Origin of the sequence: uncultured Oceanisphaera sp., from assembly GCF_947495715.1 — a bacterium.
In the GTDB taxonomy this organism is placed as follows: Bacteria; Pseudomonadota; Gammaproteobacteria; order Enterobacterales; family Aeromonadaceae; genus Oceanimonas; species Oceanimonas sediminis.
Genome location: NZ_CANLZU010000004.1, coordinates 1 through 16,092, shown reverse-complemented (window position 1 = coordinate 16,092; position 16,092 = coordinate 1). Strand labels below are relative to the sequence as shown.

The window sequence follows — 16,092 nt, the reverse complement described above, 5'->3', positions numbered from 1 at the left end:
CCGCCCTGTATCAGCTGTCTATTACCAGGGTCTGCTCAACCAGCATGGCATTGACAAGATCCGCACTGCTGGCGGCTCCGTACATATCCAGCAAATCAACATTTTCCAAGCGTATATGCTGGCTGTCACCGCCATCACCACCGGGGGATACCTGCAGCAGGGTATCGCCGTTGTCCAGGCTGAAGTTCAGACAGTCGGACAGCTCGGAAGCATCAAGTTCGGACAGCAGCGCACTCAAATCCAGCGCTTCTCCCTCGGTATAGTCGGTGATGACATTGACCGAGTGCGGGTCGAATTCGGTGAAGATGAAGGTATCGACTCCGCTACCGCCGCTCAGAATGTTGTTACCCAGGCCGCCATTCAGCTCGTCATGACCATCACCGCCTTCCAGCACATCAATATCCACGCTCCCCATCAGCTTGTCGTCTCCCTCCAGCCCCAAAATATGAAGCTTGTCGCCTACCTCGGCCTGAATGGCGTCGGCCAGCGCCGAGCCAACCAGGTGTTGAGCTGCGCTGTCGATATCGATGCTGAACGGGTGAGTAATTTCCTCTCCGTGGCAATCCCGAGTGATGAATTCAAACTCCAGTGTCTGTTCAGCCAGAAAAGCATCGGGCCGCACCGGATCGAGATTATGCAGGTCGAACTGGTAGCTGCCGTCGATATTCATATCCAGAGTGAAAAACAGCGGGTTACCGGCATGCCCCGGTTCATCACCGATAAAGGCCGACAGCCGCTCACCCAGGTAATCATCGCCATCAAACCGGTCTTCTCTTGTCAGTACCACACCGTCCGGGCCGTTTTTCAGGATTACGTTAATACCGGACTCGGTATCATTCATGTCAATCAACAAGTCTGCGGCCGCCAGGGCGTGGCCCCAGAGTCCCGCAAAAGAGGCGGCGACATGCGGCAGGCTGATGTGATCAATCCAGTAACTGATCGGCGGACAGTCCGGATGCGATCCACCACCATTATCTCCGCCACCATCGGGCGGCGAGGTCTGCTCGCTGTCATTCACGGTAATGTTCAGCGTAGCGCTGCTGGTATCGCCGTCACCGTCTGTCATGGTGTAGGTAAAGGATTCGGTGAGACCATCCTCATCCACATCTGCCGGCCCGCTGTAGGTAAAGTGACCGTTGGAGTGCATGGTGAGAATGCCGTCGTTGTCGGTGGGAATGTCCACCGAGCCATTTTCCGGTACCTCATAGGTATTTTCGCCGTAGGTCACGGACACCACTCGACCGAGACCATCGGCTCCACCAGCATCCGTTCCCCCCACATCATTGGTCAGCACATTGCCCGTGACTTGCGTCGGGGTCGGCACCGTATCCTGCAAGGTGGCATCCAGCTCGGTGGCGTCATCGATCAACAGGGTTTCATCGCCGCTGTTGCCGACTTTATCCAGCTCGGCCACCGCATTCGTCCCCTGTACCCCGACCCCCACGGCAATAACGTCGATGTCATTGCCATCGACAAAACCCTGCCAGCCCTCGGGCGCATCGCCTCGGTTGGGCTCGCCATCGGAAATAAAATACACCTTGTGTACCTCACCCTGCTTGTCATCCAGCTGATCGGTCAGGGTAACCTCGGCTGCATTCAAGGGTGCCGCATAGTTGGTAAAACCGCCTGCTGTCAGGGTGTTGATATAGGTGATGGCCTCCGCAGGCGTCATATCAGTCTGCTGACCTTTAACTCCGTTGCCAAAATCGATCACGCTGACCCTCAGCTCGGACGCAATGCCTTCATAGCTGTTGATCAGGTTAATCAAGGCCGCCTTCGCCAGCGCAAGCTTGTCACCCTGCATGCTGCCCGAGGTATCAATCACCAACATCAGGTTGTAACAGGGCAGCCCGCTCTCGGTAACGCTGTAGTCGTCATCCTGGGCGATGGGGCCATCATCGTGTACATCTATAGTCAGGCCGGCAGTTGCCTGATCGCCGTCATCGTCGGTAGCCCGCACCTCGAAGTTTTCCTGGAGCACATCCTCGGCGCCGATGTTCATGTCGTCGGGATGATCCGCCGCCCCGTTCAGCGTATAGGTCCACTGATAGACGCCATCGACCAGGGTGACGTCCAGAGTACCGTACTGGCCGACAATCTGCCCGCCCCCGGTGACATCAACCCAATCACCGTTGGCCAGCCTGATCTCCAGTGTGGCCAGCGCGTCTCCACCGGTATCAATATCGAAATGACCGGAGGCGCTTTCATTGTTACTGTCCGGGTTGGTGCCATTGGGCAAGGCGCTTTCTTCAACATAGGCCAATGTAGCGCCGTCACCCGAGCCGCCGCCATCACCACCATCCCCTCCATCACCCGGCGGGGTGGGAGGAGGATCGATCACCACGGTAATAATAGGTATGGAATTCTCATCCGCTGCTATATCACGCTCAGGCAGCACCCGTAACTGCGACGCAAATGCTTCGGGCGCAAAACGCGTATCAAAGCCCGCCTGGGAGATAACCGCATCGCCCACTCTGTCCACCACCACGAAGCCGGCGTTACCACTGCTGCCATCGCCTGTTGCAGCAACCGGAGCTTCATTACCGGCGGCGGTGGCACTAAACAATTCGGTAGGATCGAGGCCGGCCAGAATGGCAGCCTGAATAGCGTCGGCATCGGCTAGCGCCGTTTCGTCGACAGGGAGCTGGGGAGGTGACTCGGCCGTCGGCGCCTCGCCATAAACAATATTGGTATTGGCATCGGTCAGCAGCAGGGTGCCGGGTAACAGCACCTGCCCAACAGTCACCGGCTCTACGGTGCCATCCTGGCCGACAATAAAAGCCTGCCCTTGCAGGCTGACGATTTTAACCGCACTGTCGATTCGAGTGGTTTCCATGCTTTTTGTCCCTGTTCGCCTTGTATTACTTTAAGGCTAGGGCCGGAAACCACTTAGTTCCTGCTCAATATATAGACAGCTGACCGTAGGCCAGCTGCCTTTTGTATCGAAAAAATAGAACGATTAATCGAGTCGTTTAGGCGGACTGATAAAGCCCTGATAGGCATCGACATACAAGGTTTTAAGCACTTCGACCTGCTGGTCGGTCTCCACTCGCGTGGCAATCGTCAGCGCTCCCATGTTATGTGCCGCGCGGCATACTGCCGCCAAAAAAGCATCGTCGTAGTCTGGTTGTGCCACCTGACTGCTGTAGCCGTAATCCAGTTTGACATAGTGGGGCCTGAGATCGCCGAGTTGTGTCAATAAATCGAAATGTCGCCCGAAATGATCGATACCCCAGGCCACCTTGAGTGACGATAACGGCTCCATCAAGGCGCTCTTGCTCGAGGCAAACGCGCTCTCCGGCAACTCCAGAAACAGTCGGGAGCACACACCGGCATGCCGGTCGAGTAACAGCTTGAGTTCATGCCAGAAGCTCACCTGACGACAACTATACTGCGTCAGGTTAACGGCCAGCCGCAGCGCGGGCCTTTGTGCCAGCAGGGTTAATGCACGGCCCACTATATGCAGATCCAGACGCTCACCAAGCTTGAACTGCTCTACCGCCGGCAAGAAATTACCGGCACCGTGCAGGACATCGTCCTTACGGATGGCAATATACAGCTCTTCATGCTGCAGCTGACCATCAAAGCCGAGTACCGCCTGACTGCTGAGTTCAAAATAGTCTTCTGCCAGCGCCTCTTCTACCAGCTGTTTCCAGGCCTGCCGGCCCATCTTGTGCTCTTCCTGGTAGAATTCTATTACCACGGCACCGGCTGCATTCATACGTGCCTTGTTCAGCGCGTTATCGGCGCGGGTCAGCAGCTGGCTGGTATCATCGCCGGACTGCACCACCACGATTCCCACCACCGAGATGTTCAGGCTATTGACCGGATCGATCACCAGCTCGGCAATCAAACGGTTGATCTCGCTGCCCAGCAACGACAACCGTTCTGCATCGGACTCGGGCACCAGCATGGCAAACTCGTAAGCGGAAATACGCGCCAGGGCATATTCATCGAAACGGCGGCAAAGTTGGCGTAAATTGCCGGCAATGGCTTTAACCATCTGCTCACGGGCGGAAAAACCTTCATCCTGATAAAGCTGTTCCAGCATATCCACCGAAATCAGTATGGCCGCACCGCCGGTGCCGTCACTAATCCAGGACTGGCTCTGAGACACAAAATAGGCTCTGTTACCCAGGCCCGACGCTTCATCCAGAAAGGCTTTATTGCGCAGTCGCTCCGCTTCGTCTGCCTGCTCCCTGAACTGGACTTCAAGCTTTCCGGCCATGTTGTTGATGGCCGAGACCACTTCTCTGAGCTCTCGGGTATTCGGCAGCGGAATGGCCTTGCCGAAGTGATGCAATTCTATTTCACGGGCCTGAACTTCAATATCGTGTAACGGCTTGAGCAGATAACGCAATGCCAGTATCAGCAGGCCCCACACCAGCACAAAACAGATCACAAACCAGGTCGCCAATTGGCTCATGCCCTGCCAGAGTTGGTAATAAGCCTGGCCCGGATGCCCTTCAACGTATAACTGGCCCAACTGTAACCAGCCGGAAGTCAGCACGGCTTCATGCCGAGCGCCTTCAAAGAGCCCAAGATTAACAAACCAGTCCGGCACCCCCTGAGGTGATGCCTGGTGCTCGCGGGTAATCTGCTGACCCGCAGCCAGTAAATTGAGTTGTACCTTGCGATAAAAACCACCATCGAATACCGCATTGATCACCGACTCGGCGCCCAGGGTATCGCTGGTTTCAAGATAAGGGGTTAGCGCCAATCCCAACGAAGTGACGGTATTGATCACCGTGGTTTGTTGTTGTTGTGCCAGGTAGCTTCTGGTTGAACTGAACTGTACCGAGTACGCCGTAATAAACAGCATGGCAAAGAGCAGCAGCATGGTCACCAGAAGTTGCCGGTATAATGTCATAGTTAGCCATCCAAATTCATACTGGGCCGTTGTAGTCGTTTAACGTCGACCCGGCCACGTAAATCATTCCAAAGAGACAGGCGTGATGCCCGGCCGGCCAGCTCGCCCCGACCTTGTTCCCGCATCAGCCATAGATGTTGACCATTAAAACTGTAAATAGGCGCCAGATCGTTGCGCTCCGTCGCCGGCCGTATGGTGCCTTCAAGATTATCCAGGATCAAAGGCACCGCCGATGGCGTCGGATAATAGGCAACCACCATATGAAACTGATTCAGTTTCAGCGCCTTGACGTACACCAACCGCAACCTGTCATCGTCGATACCCAGCTCCCGCAACGAGAAATACTTGGCCACGCTGAAGTCTTCGCAATCGCCGCCGCCGGCGCCCAGAAACTCCAGTGGCGTCGCCCAGTAATCTTCTTTATTCCATAACTTGATGTCGTCGATAAAACGCAGGCGATTAAAGAAAATATTGACCCGAGACAGGGTTTCTCTGTCACTCCAGTCGGTGGCCTGTCCTTCGCGAACCAGTTGTCGCCAACCACGCAGGCGACTCGCGGCCTTGTCACCATAAAATCGGTAAACCGCCTCGACCATTTTTTTATCTTCATCCAATAACGACTGGGCTGGCGCGCCAAGCACTATGCTCAGCACCGCCAGCCCACAAAGCCGGTGGAAAAATCGGCCCATTATTTATCGGAATGTTCAACGCTATAGACGTTCCAGCGCATTCTGACCCCCTCCTTCATACTGGCCAGCGCCCCCACCACCCGCCGATTGGCGGCGGCAGACTGCTCATCGTCGCCCATCAGCAAGGGGTTGCTCTCGCCATAACCGATGATCTCGAGACGATTCCCCTCAATACCGGCCTTCATCAGGGCACGCCGCGCCGCCTCGGCCCGGCGCTTGGACAGGGCCAGGTTATACTCGTCGCTGCCTACCTTGCTCGCATGCCCTTCCAGCAGCAGTTTGAGCTCGGTATTTTGTTCCATGAACGTCGCCATCTGGTTAATTTCATTTCGGTATTTTTGCGTGATTTTCGAACTGTCGTGGGCAAACAGAATAATAATATCCTGCTGCAGCGCTTTATAGGCACTGCCGCCGCAACCGCCGTTATCCACCTCCGAATTGGTGACCGAATCCAGACAATTATCCCGGGCGGCAATCACACCATCCCGATCGATATCGGTCAGATCATGAGCCGGTACCGTTTCCTGCTCCGGCGCCGTCGTCAGGCTGGTACAGGCCATCAACGGAAACATCAGGGCCAACAAAATCCATGTTTTCATCAGGTTTCTCCTTCTTTTTTATCTTGTTAGTTTTTGGCCTGCCACTGTTCCGGCTGGGTGAATCGCAGCGCATCAAGCAGCTGCCCGGAGGCATTCATGATGCGATATTCCGCCAGTAACTGATCGTACTCGGTATTGATGTAGGAGCGACGCGCCTCGAACAACTCGTTTTCGGTGTTCAGCACATCCAGCAGGGTTCGGCTACCCAGTGAAAACTGCTTTTTGTAGGCATCGACGGTATCGAAACTGGCTTCCACATGCTTGCGCAAAAAGTTTTTTTGCCGACCAAGTGATTCATATGCCGCCCAGGCCAAACGCATACCTTCATCTACCTGACGGTGTGCATTCATGTGAATATCCTTGGCCTGCATTTCCAGTGCCGAGGTCGAGCGACTGCGAGCCACGTCGGCACCGCCGTTAAACAGGTTGTAACGCATGCGTACCATGGCGGTGAAGTCGTTGTTATGACCACGAACACCATCGATATCGTCGTTCCAACCGCTGTCCAGTTCCAGATTTACCTTGGGATAAAAACCGGATTTGGCGTCTTCATGCTGATAACGTGCCGCTTCCACATCAAACGAGGCGGATGCCAGCGTCGGGTGCTTTTCCTGGGCAATCACCAGCGCTTCATCCAGCGTGGGCGGAATGAAATTGGCATCCGCCTTGGGCTGACGCAAATCGCCCGGCATATCATTCACCAGCGAGATAAACTGGCTTTGTGCATCGCGCAGGTTGTTTTCGGCGGCCGTCATATTGGAATAGGCCCGCGCTACCCGCCCCTGAATCTGGGTAAAGTCGGCGGTAGAGCCCACACCGGAGTCGGTACGGCGTTGAATATCGGACATTATCTGTTCGTGCGTTTCCAGGTTTCGGCGCGACAATTCGACAACTTCATCCTGACGCAACACATCCAGATATACCTCGGCTACTCGCAAGGCAATATTCTCGGCATCCGAGAGCAGGGTATAACGCTGCGCGTCCGCTTCGGCCTGGGTTCGATGCACATTACTGGAGGTCTTGAAACCATCAAACAGCAACTGACGCAATGAAAGTCCGGCCTCTTTGCGGGTCAGGGTCTTGTCGGCTCTGTCATCGCCGTCGCGGGTGCCGGGGCTGTCGGTATACTCGTAACCAATACCGGCATTGGCATCCAGGGTCGGCAAATAGCCGGCAAATGCCTCATCCTGCTCGTATTGTCGAGACTGGTAGAGGTGAAAGGCTTCTTTCACCTTGGGGTGGGTTATCAGCGTCTGGGTGACCGCCTCTTCCAGCGTCTGGGCTTGTACCGGCAATACCAAAGCGGCACCGACCAGCACTGCAATCGTCGTTTTTTTCATTTTTAGTTCTCCCTTCCTGAATCAACGCTCACGTAAAGCACTCTGTTTTGCTCTCAATATGGGTTTGAGCAGGTAGTCCAGTACCGTTTTTTTACCCGTTATAATATCGACCCCGGCCTGCATGCCCGGAATGATCCTGAGCGGTGCCGTTTCCTGTCCCAGAAAACTTTCACTGGTACGAATGGTCGCCAGAAAAAAGGTATTTCCTTCTTCATCCTGGATCGAGTCGGCGCTTATTTTCTCTACTTCGCCGACCAGGCCCCCATAGATAGTAAAATCATAGGCAGTAAACTTGACCATTGCCTCCAGTCCCGGACGTAAAAAACCGATATCCTTCGGCTCGATACGCGCTTCAACCAGCAGGGTATCTTCCAGCGGCACGATTTCAACCAGGTCCACCCCCGGCTGTACTATGCCGCCCACGGTATTGACGTTAAGGGTTTTAATGGTGCCCTTGACCGGAGAGGTCACCGAGGTGCGCCGCACCCTGTCCTGCAGGCCAACCTCTCCCTGCTGCAACTGAACCAGCCGGTTACGCCGCTCGTTCAGCTCTTTCTGCGCCTCGGAACGAAAAGTCAGCGCCACCTCCTTGCGTTTGAAGATGTTTTCCCGCAGCGAAGCGTCGAGCTTGGGCAACAGCAGGCGGGTCGACTCCAGTTCACCCTGCATCTCGTTCAACTGCCGTTCGAGACGCAGAATTTCCACCTGCGGCACTATGCCCTCTCGGGCCAGCGGGCGGCTCATGTTCACTTCACGTGCGGCCAGCGAGACCCCACGCTGCAGCGTGCGAATCTTGGAATTGGTTTCAATCACTTCCTGCTCGCGCTGCTCTATCTGATTGCCGAAAATGGACAGCTGATTTCTGACAAACCCCACTCGCTCGTTGAACAGGGAGCGCTGAAACTCGGGCTGACCCGGATATTGCTCGCGAAACTCATCGGGAAACTCAAGATCGACTTTTTCGACCTTGACCTGATCGCGCCAGGCCAGATCCGGATCCTCCTGAATATGAATCGAATTTACCTCTGCCTTTAACCGCCGCACATCGCCCTGCAATGCCGCAATCTCCTGTTCCCGCTCCCGCAAATCCGACAGAAAACGGGTGTCATCAATCAGCAGCAACGCCTGCCCCTTTTCCACCTGCTGCCCTTCACGGATATATAATTCGCGGACGATACCGCCCTCCAGGTTGGACACCACCTGGATTTGGCTGGAGGGGATCACCTTGCCCATGCCCGAGGTGACTTCTTCCAGCTCGGCAAAATACGCCCATATGATGGCGACCATCACAAACAGCAGCATGCTCCACAGCAGGGCCTTGCCCGCCCTGGGGGTATTCAGCAACACGGCGGCGGCGGTGTCATCGGTATAATCGAGCAGCTCCGGGGGCAATGACTTCTTAGCCATGACTGGCCTCCTTGCTACGTACCTTGCCGGATTGCAACTGCTGCAATACCTGCGCCTTGGGCCCATCCGCCACTATGCGACCCTGCTCCAGCACGATGACCCTGTCCACCACCTCCAGCATGGAAGTGCGGTGGGTCACCAGCAGCAAGGTCTGGTCAGCCCTGAGCTTGAGCAGCTCCTGGCGAATATACAGCTCGGAGCGGTTATCCATATTGGACGTGGGCTCGTCCATCATCAGCATCACGGGATCGTTGAGCATCGCCCGGGCAATAGCCACCGCCTGGCGCTGGCCACCCGACAACTGACGGCCGCCCTCGCCCACCTGTTTGTCCAGCCCGTCCGGATCCTGATTGGTAAACAGGGTCACCCCTGCCATCTGCGCCGCCGCCAGTACCTGATTTTCGTCCGCCAGCGGATTGGCAATCACGATATTGTCGCGAATGGAGCCAAAGAACAGGTTTACATCCTGGGGCACACAACCAATATTGCGTCTGAGCACCGCCGGCTGTAGCTGACCAATATCGATACCATCAATACGAATGGCGCCACCGGTAGGCTTGTACAAGCCCGCCACCAACCGCTCCAGCGTGGTTTTTCCCGAGCCGATGCGACCAATAACGGCCACCTTTTCTCCGGGCTTGATATGCAGGCTGAGGTTGCTCAGCACATCGTGCTCGGAGCCGGGATACCTGAAGTTGACCTGCTCAAACAGAATGTCACCGCTGAACACCGGGTGGTGAATAAAGCGCCGCCCCGCTTCGTGCTCTTCGGGCGCCGCCATGATCTGCTCCAGAATCCCCATGGCGGATCGGGCCTGGTTATAGCGGGTAGACAACACCGACATCTGCACCATGGGCGCAATGGCGCGGCCACTGAGCATGACCGCCGCAATCAGCCCGCCCATCGACAAGTCACCGGCGGCAATCAGATACACCCCCAGCACAATCAGGCTGATGGTGGTAAATTGCTGAGTAACGTTGGCCAGGGTAGAAACCGAATTGGTCAGACGCCGGGTTTTCATGCCCCAGCCGGCGATGTGGCTGACGGCTTGCTCCCAACGGTGCTGAAAGGTGCCCTGGGCTCCAAACAGCTTGATGGTTTCCAGCCCCGCAATGCCTTCCACCAGGTTGGCATTTTTCTGGGATGCCAGTCGCGCGCCCTCTTCAATGCTGCGCTTCAACGGCCGCTGGATCAGCAGACTAAAACCGATCAGCAACAAAATCGCGATCACCGGCACCCACACCATATAACCGGCAAAAATCCAGATGATCAGCAAAAACAGAAACGCGAACGGAATATCGACCAGTGCGGCCACCGTGGCCGAGGTCAAAAAATCCCGCACCGACTCGAATTCCTGCAAATGCTTGGCAAAGGCACCGGTAGAGGGCGGCCGGGCCTCCATGCGCATGCCCATCACCTTGGAAAAAATCTGTGCCGACAGCAGTACATCCGATTTTTTGCCGGCCACATCGATAAAGTGGCTGCGCAGCATACGCAGCAAAAAATCGAATAAAAACACGATACCGGCGCCAATAGCCAGTACCCATAACGAATCGAAAGACAGATTGGGCACTATCTTGTCGTACACATTCATGGTGAACAGCGGCGTCACCAGGGCAAAAATATTGATCAACAGGGAGCCGATCAATACATCCCGGTAAATGGAAAAGGAGCGACGCAGGGTTCCCCAGAACCAGTGTCCGTCCTGAGTATCCAGCACCTTGGGTGAACGGGCATCAAACCGAAACTTCGGCTTGGTAAAAATAACGTGTCCGCTGTAATTGGCAGCCAGCTTTTCAAACGGCAGCCATTGCTCCCCTTCTCCCGAGCCCGGCAACATCACCCGGCAACGGGCCTGCTCGGAATCCGTTTCAAGTAGCACACCGGCACCGCCTTCTTTAAACAACAGAATGCAGGGCAACAATAAATCGGAAATATCGTCCAGCGAATACGCCGCATGATGGGCCGATAACTCGGCCCGTTCGGCCGCGCGCGAAAACAGCAAGGGGGTCAACTTGCCATCCGCCAGCGGCAAGCCGTTGATCAACGCCTCTCCCTGATAAGGGTGGCCGTACACCTTGGTCAGAAACACCAGACTTTGCAGCAAGGGATCCTGAACCGTTTGTGAGTCCTGCATGAATGCTACTGCTCTCTTCAGTCACGTCTGAGCCTTATTCTAGTGAAGTTATGGCTCTAAATGTCAGAAAAACAAAAAAAACAGCGCCCCTGCATAACAAGGGCGCCATCAAGTTGAACGATGATCAGCCGTTGTCCGGCAGCTTGCCCACCAACTCATCCACCAGTATCTGGCTCAGAATATCCTGCTCGTAGGCAACCCCATCCAGGGTGATATTGAGCGAGGCACCATTATCACTGGACACACTGACCGTCGTCGCGTTTTCATCACCGTCCACAGAAAGATAGTTCCCCAGGTCTTCCTGCTCTTTGTCGGTCAGAAAATCGGACAAGTCCAGCTTGTCTTCATTCAGATCAAACCCTTTGACCGTGTCGCTCTGAGATTGCCCGGACTGCGCTTCTTCAGCGCTCCAGTAAAGGATATCCACTGCGCCGTCAGCCGCGCCCAGGTCGATAATATCGTCCCCCAGGCCGCCAGCCAGCCAGTCGCTCCCTGCTCCACCGTTTAGCTCGTCGCTCCCTTCGGTACCGGTAATGGCATCATCTCCATCCGTGCCCTCGATAGGACCACTTGCCTGCATACCGGCGGTAAAGCTCGCGTTGGTGGTATCCCCGTCCGCATCGGTCACTGTGGCGGTAAAGTCCATCTCAACCGGCAATGGCAGCGTCTGTTCCTGCTCGGTGCTGAAACCAAAATTGACCTTCACCTCTGTGTCGCAGGGATCCCCATTTGAATCGAAATAAAAACCGGCAGTCACTTGAAGGTGGTCGATCGTCTCGTCTGCACCGAAGGGGTTGTTCACCGTATACCCTGCAAGCGCACCGTCTGTGTAGCCGCCTTCGATCTCCGTGAGGCTCCCATCGGCGCCCACCACATAGTCGCCATAACCGCTGTCCAGCATGATGGTCTGAGTTCCACCCTGGGTGCCGGTAACGGTGAGGTAAAGCACATCCCTCGAGACAACCCCGAATGCAGGCTGTCCCGTTTCCTTAAAGAACAGGCTAATGGAGCTGGCCGCCTCGGCTGGATCGTAGATCAAACTCTCGGTGGTCAAGTCTTTATAATGACTAATGAGATTATTGCTCTTGAAGCCAATGCCTTGACCGGACGCATTGATCTGTCCGCCTCTCGTCGTAGCTTCAAAAGTCTGCTGCTCTCCGCTATTGGCATTTATCCCTTTCAGCGCAAGAGTCTGGCCTGATGCCACCGCCCTAACTTGGGCGGTTTCATTCGTATTTTTATACGAAATATCGTAAGTATCAGTAGGTCCTTCGGCCTTGACCGCCTTATCAAATTCTTCCGGAGTGATGCTGATGCTAACCGGCACAGCACTCAGCTCAATCTGATAACTGCCGTCTTCACTCAGTGTCAGGGTGAAAGTCACACCTTTCACTCCGCCCTCGTCGGCGTTGTAGCTGAAGCTGCCTGGGTAAACCCCAGCAACATTCGATTCACTGAACTGCAGGCTATCTTCAACCACAGCACCATTACCCACCGTCACACCATCAAGAGCTATCTGCTTGATCATCTCCAGGCCCGGCAAGGTATCTGCACCCGCCTCGGCCGACCAGACACCGTTAATCACGCTGGATGCCGACACGGCATTGGCAAAGGTCACCGTCGGCTCATCATCGTCAATGCGCACCGACAAAGAGGCGTTGGCGCTGCCGCCGCCGTTTTGCTCCAGCTGTACGGCAAATTCATCAAACAAGGCGTCTTCATCCGGAGCATGAGTATTGCTCTTGTCCAGGGTGTAGCTATATGTCACGTCACCGGTCTCGGCGTCATAACCGGTCATGGTCAGGGTATTACCCAAGGGGCTGGTAATGGTGGTTTTGTTGAACACACCATTGCTGATCACCGCTTCGCCTCCGATGCTCAGGCTATTGATACCCTGCGATGCTGCCACCTTGAAACTGCCGGACTGGGTCAGACTCTTAGTATCGGTTTGGGTACCGCCGACAAGATGACTCTCGTCCAGCACCAGATCGCCGCCCTCGATGCCAAGCCCGGCAATGGTAGGCGTCTCTCCTTCACCGCCGCTTTCTGCTGAGCCGGAAATCGTCACACTGGCAGATTGTTCATCCGCAGCGCCATCCTGTGCTGTGGCGATAACGGTCACTTCGAGTGCTTCGCTGGAGCCGGTGAGAACGGTGACACCTTCTATCGTCACCTTGCCGGTGGCTTCATCGATTACCACCGTATAGCCATCGCTGTTTTCCAGTGGCAACGTCCAGCTGAACAGGCCATCGGCATCGGCCGTTTCACTCTTATTGCCATGCGACAATTCAGCCCCGCCGGGGACTTTTACGATAATAGACGTTATTTCTTCAGAGAAATCACTGTCAGTCGGGGTGGCCGTGATCTCCAGCGAATAGATATTAGCCGTGGTGTAGCTTATTTTATGGATCAGGTAATCACTGTTATCGCTGCCGCCCTGAGCAGCATTGGGGGCGGTAAACTCGATACTGTAGATCAACTGATCATCATCAGCCGTAATGGTGAAGGCATCATCTATTTGATCGCTTTTACCTTGAACAATGCCCGAGCCGATAATCTCGCCGTGACTGTCTTTCAATACATATTTGGCATATTCAGTGTGGTGCAACCACGCAAACTGAGCGGTCAGCTCGGTCACCGGCACATCGAAATCAATGGCCAGCATTTCGGATTTGCCATTATTTTGTCCAATCTCGGTGGCAGCACCCGAACCGCCATTACTCTCTACGCCAAATCCAACCACCTTGCTCTTATCAACGGTAGATATCGTCGCCTCTGCACCATCAAGGCCGGATGCCGTCACCGTAAAGCCCAATCCAGTCTCTTTCACGTTACCGATATTGATGTTCTGCGTCTGTGATACCGGCTCACCCAGCTCTACCGTCACTTGTGGCACATCCGTCACCGGCTGTACCTTAATGCTCAGAGCAGCTTCTGCCGAGGCAACACCGGCATTATCGACAGCCTGATAATTGAAGGAGGTATCACCGCTCCAGTCTTTGCTCGGCACAAAAGTCAGCGTTGCCGTGCCCTCGCCAGCGGCAACTTCCATGCCTGGGGTCACCACTTCATCACCCAGATACAGAGTACCGTTTTCAGGCAGGTTATTGATGATGAACGACTTCACGCTGCCATCGGCATCGGTGGCCGACAGTTTGATCTCGATACCGGCGCTGTCTTCCAGACCTTCAGCATCGGCGCTGGTCGCAACAGGAATATGATTCACATTGACCGACGTATTCCCTGCCGTTATCAGCGACTCATATCCTTCTCCTCCGTCAACCTTCTCAATACGGTTATCAATATTGAACTGACCACTGGTGTCGACCGGAACGCTAGTCCCAGTAACCTCACCATTCGCCATGGTCACCGTCTCGCCGTTTTCCAGGGTAAAGGTCAGGCCGCCATGCTGGCTCAGCTCCATGCCTTCCGGCCCGGTCAGGGTCACGGTATAGGTGATGGTATCGCCTTCGGTCACACTGGCGCTGCTCACGCTCAGTACCGCCGTCACCGGGGTATCGGTGTCATTGACGGTGACCGTGGCGCTGTCGCTGATGTCCAGCTGCTCGAAGTTGTGCGCACCGGCATCGGTGACGCTCACGGTGATCGTTTCACCGTCCAGATAGACGTCATCGCCCTGAATGGCGAACGGCGTGGAGACCGCCTCGGTCGCCCCCGCCGCAAAGAACAGGGTCGCCTGGTTGCTCAGGGTCACGGTAAAGGCGCTGCCCGCCGGGTGACTCAAGGTCCCGGTCACGGTGGCGGTGCCACTGCCTTCGTTGACGCTGATGTCACCCAGGCTCAGGCGGGTACTGTCACCTTGCCCGTTCGGCTCATCGGTCACGGTGACCTGGGTGGCGGTCGGATCCAGCACCAAGTACTCGAAGGTCTCGCCGCCCGCCGTCACCTCGACGCCGGTGATCTGGTTGGCGATGGCCGGCTGCCCGCCGACCAGCGGATCGTCGGCCACCGTCACCGGCGCACTGCTGCCGCGGCTCTCACCGTCCGCAATGGTCACCGTCTCGCCGTTTTCCAGGGTAAAGGTCAGGCCGCCATGCTGGCTCAGATCCATGCCTGCCGGTCCGGTCAGGGTCACGGTATAGCTGATGCTATCGCCTTCGGTCACACTGGCGCTGCTCACGCTCAGTACCGCCGTCACCGGGGTATCGGTGTCATTGACGGTGACCGTGGCACTGTCGCTGATGTCCAGCTGTTCGAAGTTGTGCGCACCGGCGTCACTGACGCTCACGCTGAAGGTCTCCCCGTCCTGATACACGTCGTCGCCCTGAATGGCGAACGACTTAGAGACCGCCTCGGTCGCCCCCGCCGCAAAGCTCAGGGTCGCCTGGTTGCTCAGGGTCACGGTAAAGGCTTGACCGGCCGGCTGGCTCAAGGTGCCGGTCACTGTGGCCGTGCCACTGCCTTCGTTGACGCTGATGTCACCCAGGCTCAGGCGGGTACTGTCACCTTGCCCGTTCGGCTCATCGGTCACGGTGACCTGGGTGGCGGTCGGATCCAGCACCAAGTGCTCGAAGGTCTCGCCGCCCGCCGTCACCTCGACGCCGGTGATCTGGTTGGCGATGGCTGGCTGCCCGCCGACCAACGGATCGTCGGCCACCGTCACCGGCGCACTGCTGCCGCGGCTCTCACCGTCCGCAATGGTCACCGTCTCGCCGTTTTCCAGGGTAAAGGTCAGGCCGCCATGCTGGCTCAGATCCATGCCTGCCGGTCCGGTCAGGGTCACGGTATAGCTGATGCTATCGCCTTCGGTCACACTGGCGCTGCTCACGCTCAGTACCGCCGTCACCGGGGTATCGGTGTCATTGACGGTGACCGTGGCACTGTCGCTGATGTCCAGCTGTTCGAAGTTGTGCGCACCGGCATCGGTGACGCTCACGGTGATCGTTTCACCGTCCAGATAGACGTCATCGCCCTGAATGGCGAACGGCGTGGAGACCGCCTCGGTCGCCCCCGCCGCAAAGAACAGGGTCGCCTGGTTGCTCAGGGTCACGGTGAAGGCCGTGCCCGCCGGCTGGCTCAGGGTGCCGGT

At 56.2% G+C, this 16,092-nt stretch carries 8 protein-coding genes; all 8 read right to left on the bottom strand.

Annotation, left to right across the window (positions count from 1 at the left end):
* Positions 1-10: 10 nt before the first annotated feature.
* Entirely contained in the window at positions 11-2,836 is a 2,826-nt protein-coding gene (locus tag Q0753_RS03475; RefSeq protein ID WP_298717296.1) for a retention module-containing protein, read from the bottom strand.
* A gap of 123 nt (positions 2,837-2,959) precedes the next feature.
* On the bottom strand, positions 2,960-4,870 hold the full coding sequence (locus Q0753_RS03470; protein WP_298717293.1) for a LapD/MoxY N-terminal periplasmic domain-containing protein: 1,911 nt from the start codon (positions 4,868-4,870) through the stop codon (positions 2,960-2,962).
* Positions 4,871-4,872: 2 nt separating this feature from the next.
* A complete protein-coding gene (locus tag Q0753_RS03465; protein ID WP_298717290.1) occupies positions 4,873-5,559 on the bottom strand; it encodes a transglutaminase-like cysteine peptidase in 687 nt (228 codons plus the stop codon).
* Positions 5,559-6,158 carry an OmpA family protein gene (locus tag Q0753_RS03460; protein WP_298717287.1) on the bottom strand — a complete coding sequence of 200 codons (600 nt, stop codon included), beginning with the start codon at positions 6,156-6,158 and terminating at the stop codon, positions 5,559-5,561. The genes Q0753_RS03465 and Q0753_RS03460 overlap by 1 nt, the downstream gene beginning before the upstream one ends.
* Positions 6,159-6,184: 26 nt before the next feature.
* The gene (locus Q0753_RS03455) at positions 6,185-7,498 is read right to left on the bottom strand and encodes a TolC family outer membrane protein (RefSeq protein ID WP_298717284.1); all 1,314 of its coding nucleotides are present in this window, start codon (positions 7,496-7,498) and stop codon (positions 6,185-6,187) included.
* 21 nt (positions 7,499-7,519) lie between these two features.
* Positions 7,520-8,905, bottom strand: coding sequence for an HlyD family type I secretion periplasmic adaptor subunit (locus Q0753_RS03450; RefSeq protein ID WP_298717281.1), 1,386 nt, complete (start codon positions 8,903-8,905; stop codon positions 7,520-7,522).
* On the bottom strand, positions 8,898-11,042 hold the full coding sequence (locus Q0753_RS03445) for a type I secretion system permease/ATPase (RefSeq protein ID WP_298717278.1): 2,145 nt from the start codon (positions 11,040-11,042) through the stop codon (positions 8,898-8,900). Before Q0753_RS03445 ends, Q0753_RS03450 begins: the two co-directional genes overlap by 8 nt.
* A 124-nt stretch (positions 11,043-11,166) precedes the next feature.
* On the bottom strand, positions 11,167-16,092 hold a 4,926-nt coding region (locus Q0753_RS03440), incomplete at its 5' end, for an immunoglobulin-like domain-containing protein (protein WP_298717274.1).

Excerpts from the sequence above, each read along its gene's own strand:
- Q0753_RS03475 (WP_298717296.1), bottom strand. The coding sequence starts at position 2,836 with ATGGAAACCACTCGAATCGACAGTGCGGTTAAAATCGTCAGCCTGCAA.
- Q0753_RS03470 (WP_298717293.1), bottom strand. The coding sequence starts at position 4,870 with ATGACATTATACCGGCAACTTCTGGTGACCATGCTGCTGCTCTTTGCC.
- Q0753_RS03465 (WP_298717290.1), bottom strand. The coding sequence starts at position 5,559 with ATGGGCCGATTTTTCCACCGGCTTTGTGGGCTGGCGGTGCTGAGCATA.
- Q0753_RS03460 (WP_298717287.1), bottom strand. The coding sequence starts at position 6,158 with ATGAAAACATGGATTTTGTTGGCCCTGATGTTTCCGTTGATGGCCTGT.
- Q0753_RS03455 (WP_298717284.1), bottom strand. The coding sequence starts at position 7,498 with ATGAAAAAAACGACGATTGCAGTGCTGGTCGGTGCCGCTTTGGTATTG.
- Q0753_RS03450 (WP_298717281.1), bottom strand. The coding sequence starts at position 8,905 with ATGGCTAAGAAGTCATTGCCCCCGGAGCTGCTCGATTATACCGATGAC.
- Q0753_RS03445 (WP_298717278.1), bottom strand. The coding sequence starts at position 11,042 with ATGCAGGACTCACAAACGGTTCAGGATCCCTTGCTGCAAAGTCTGGTG.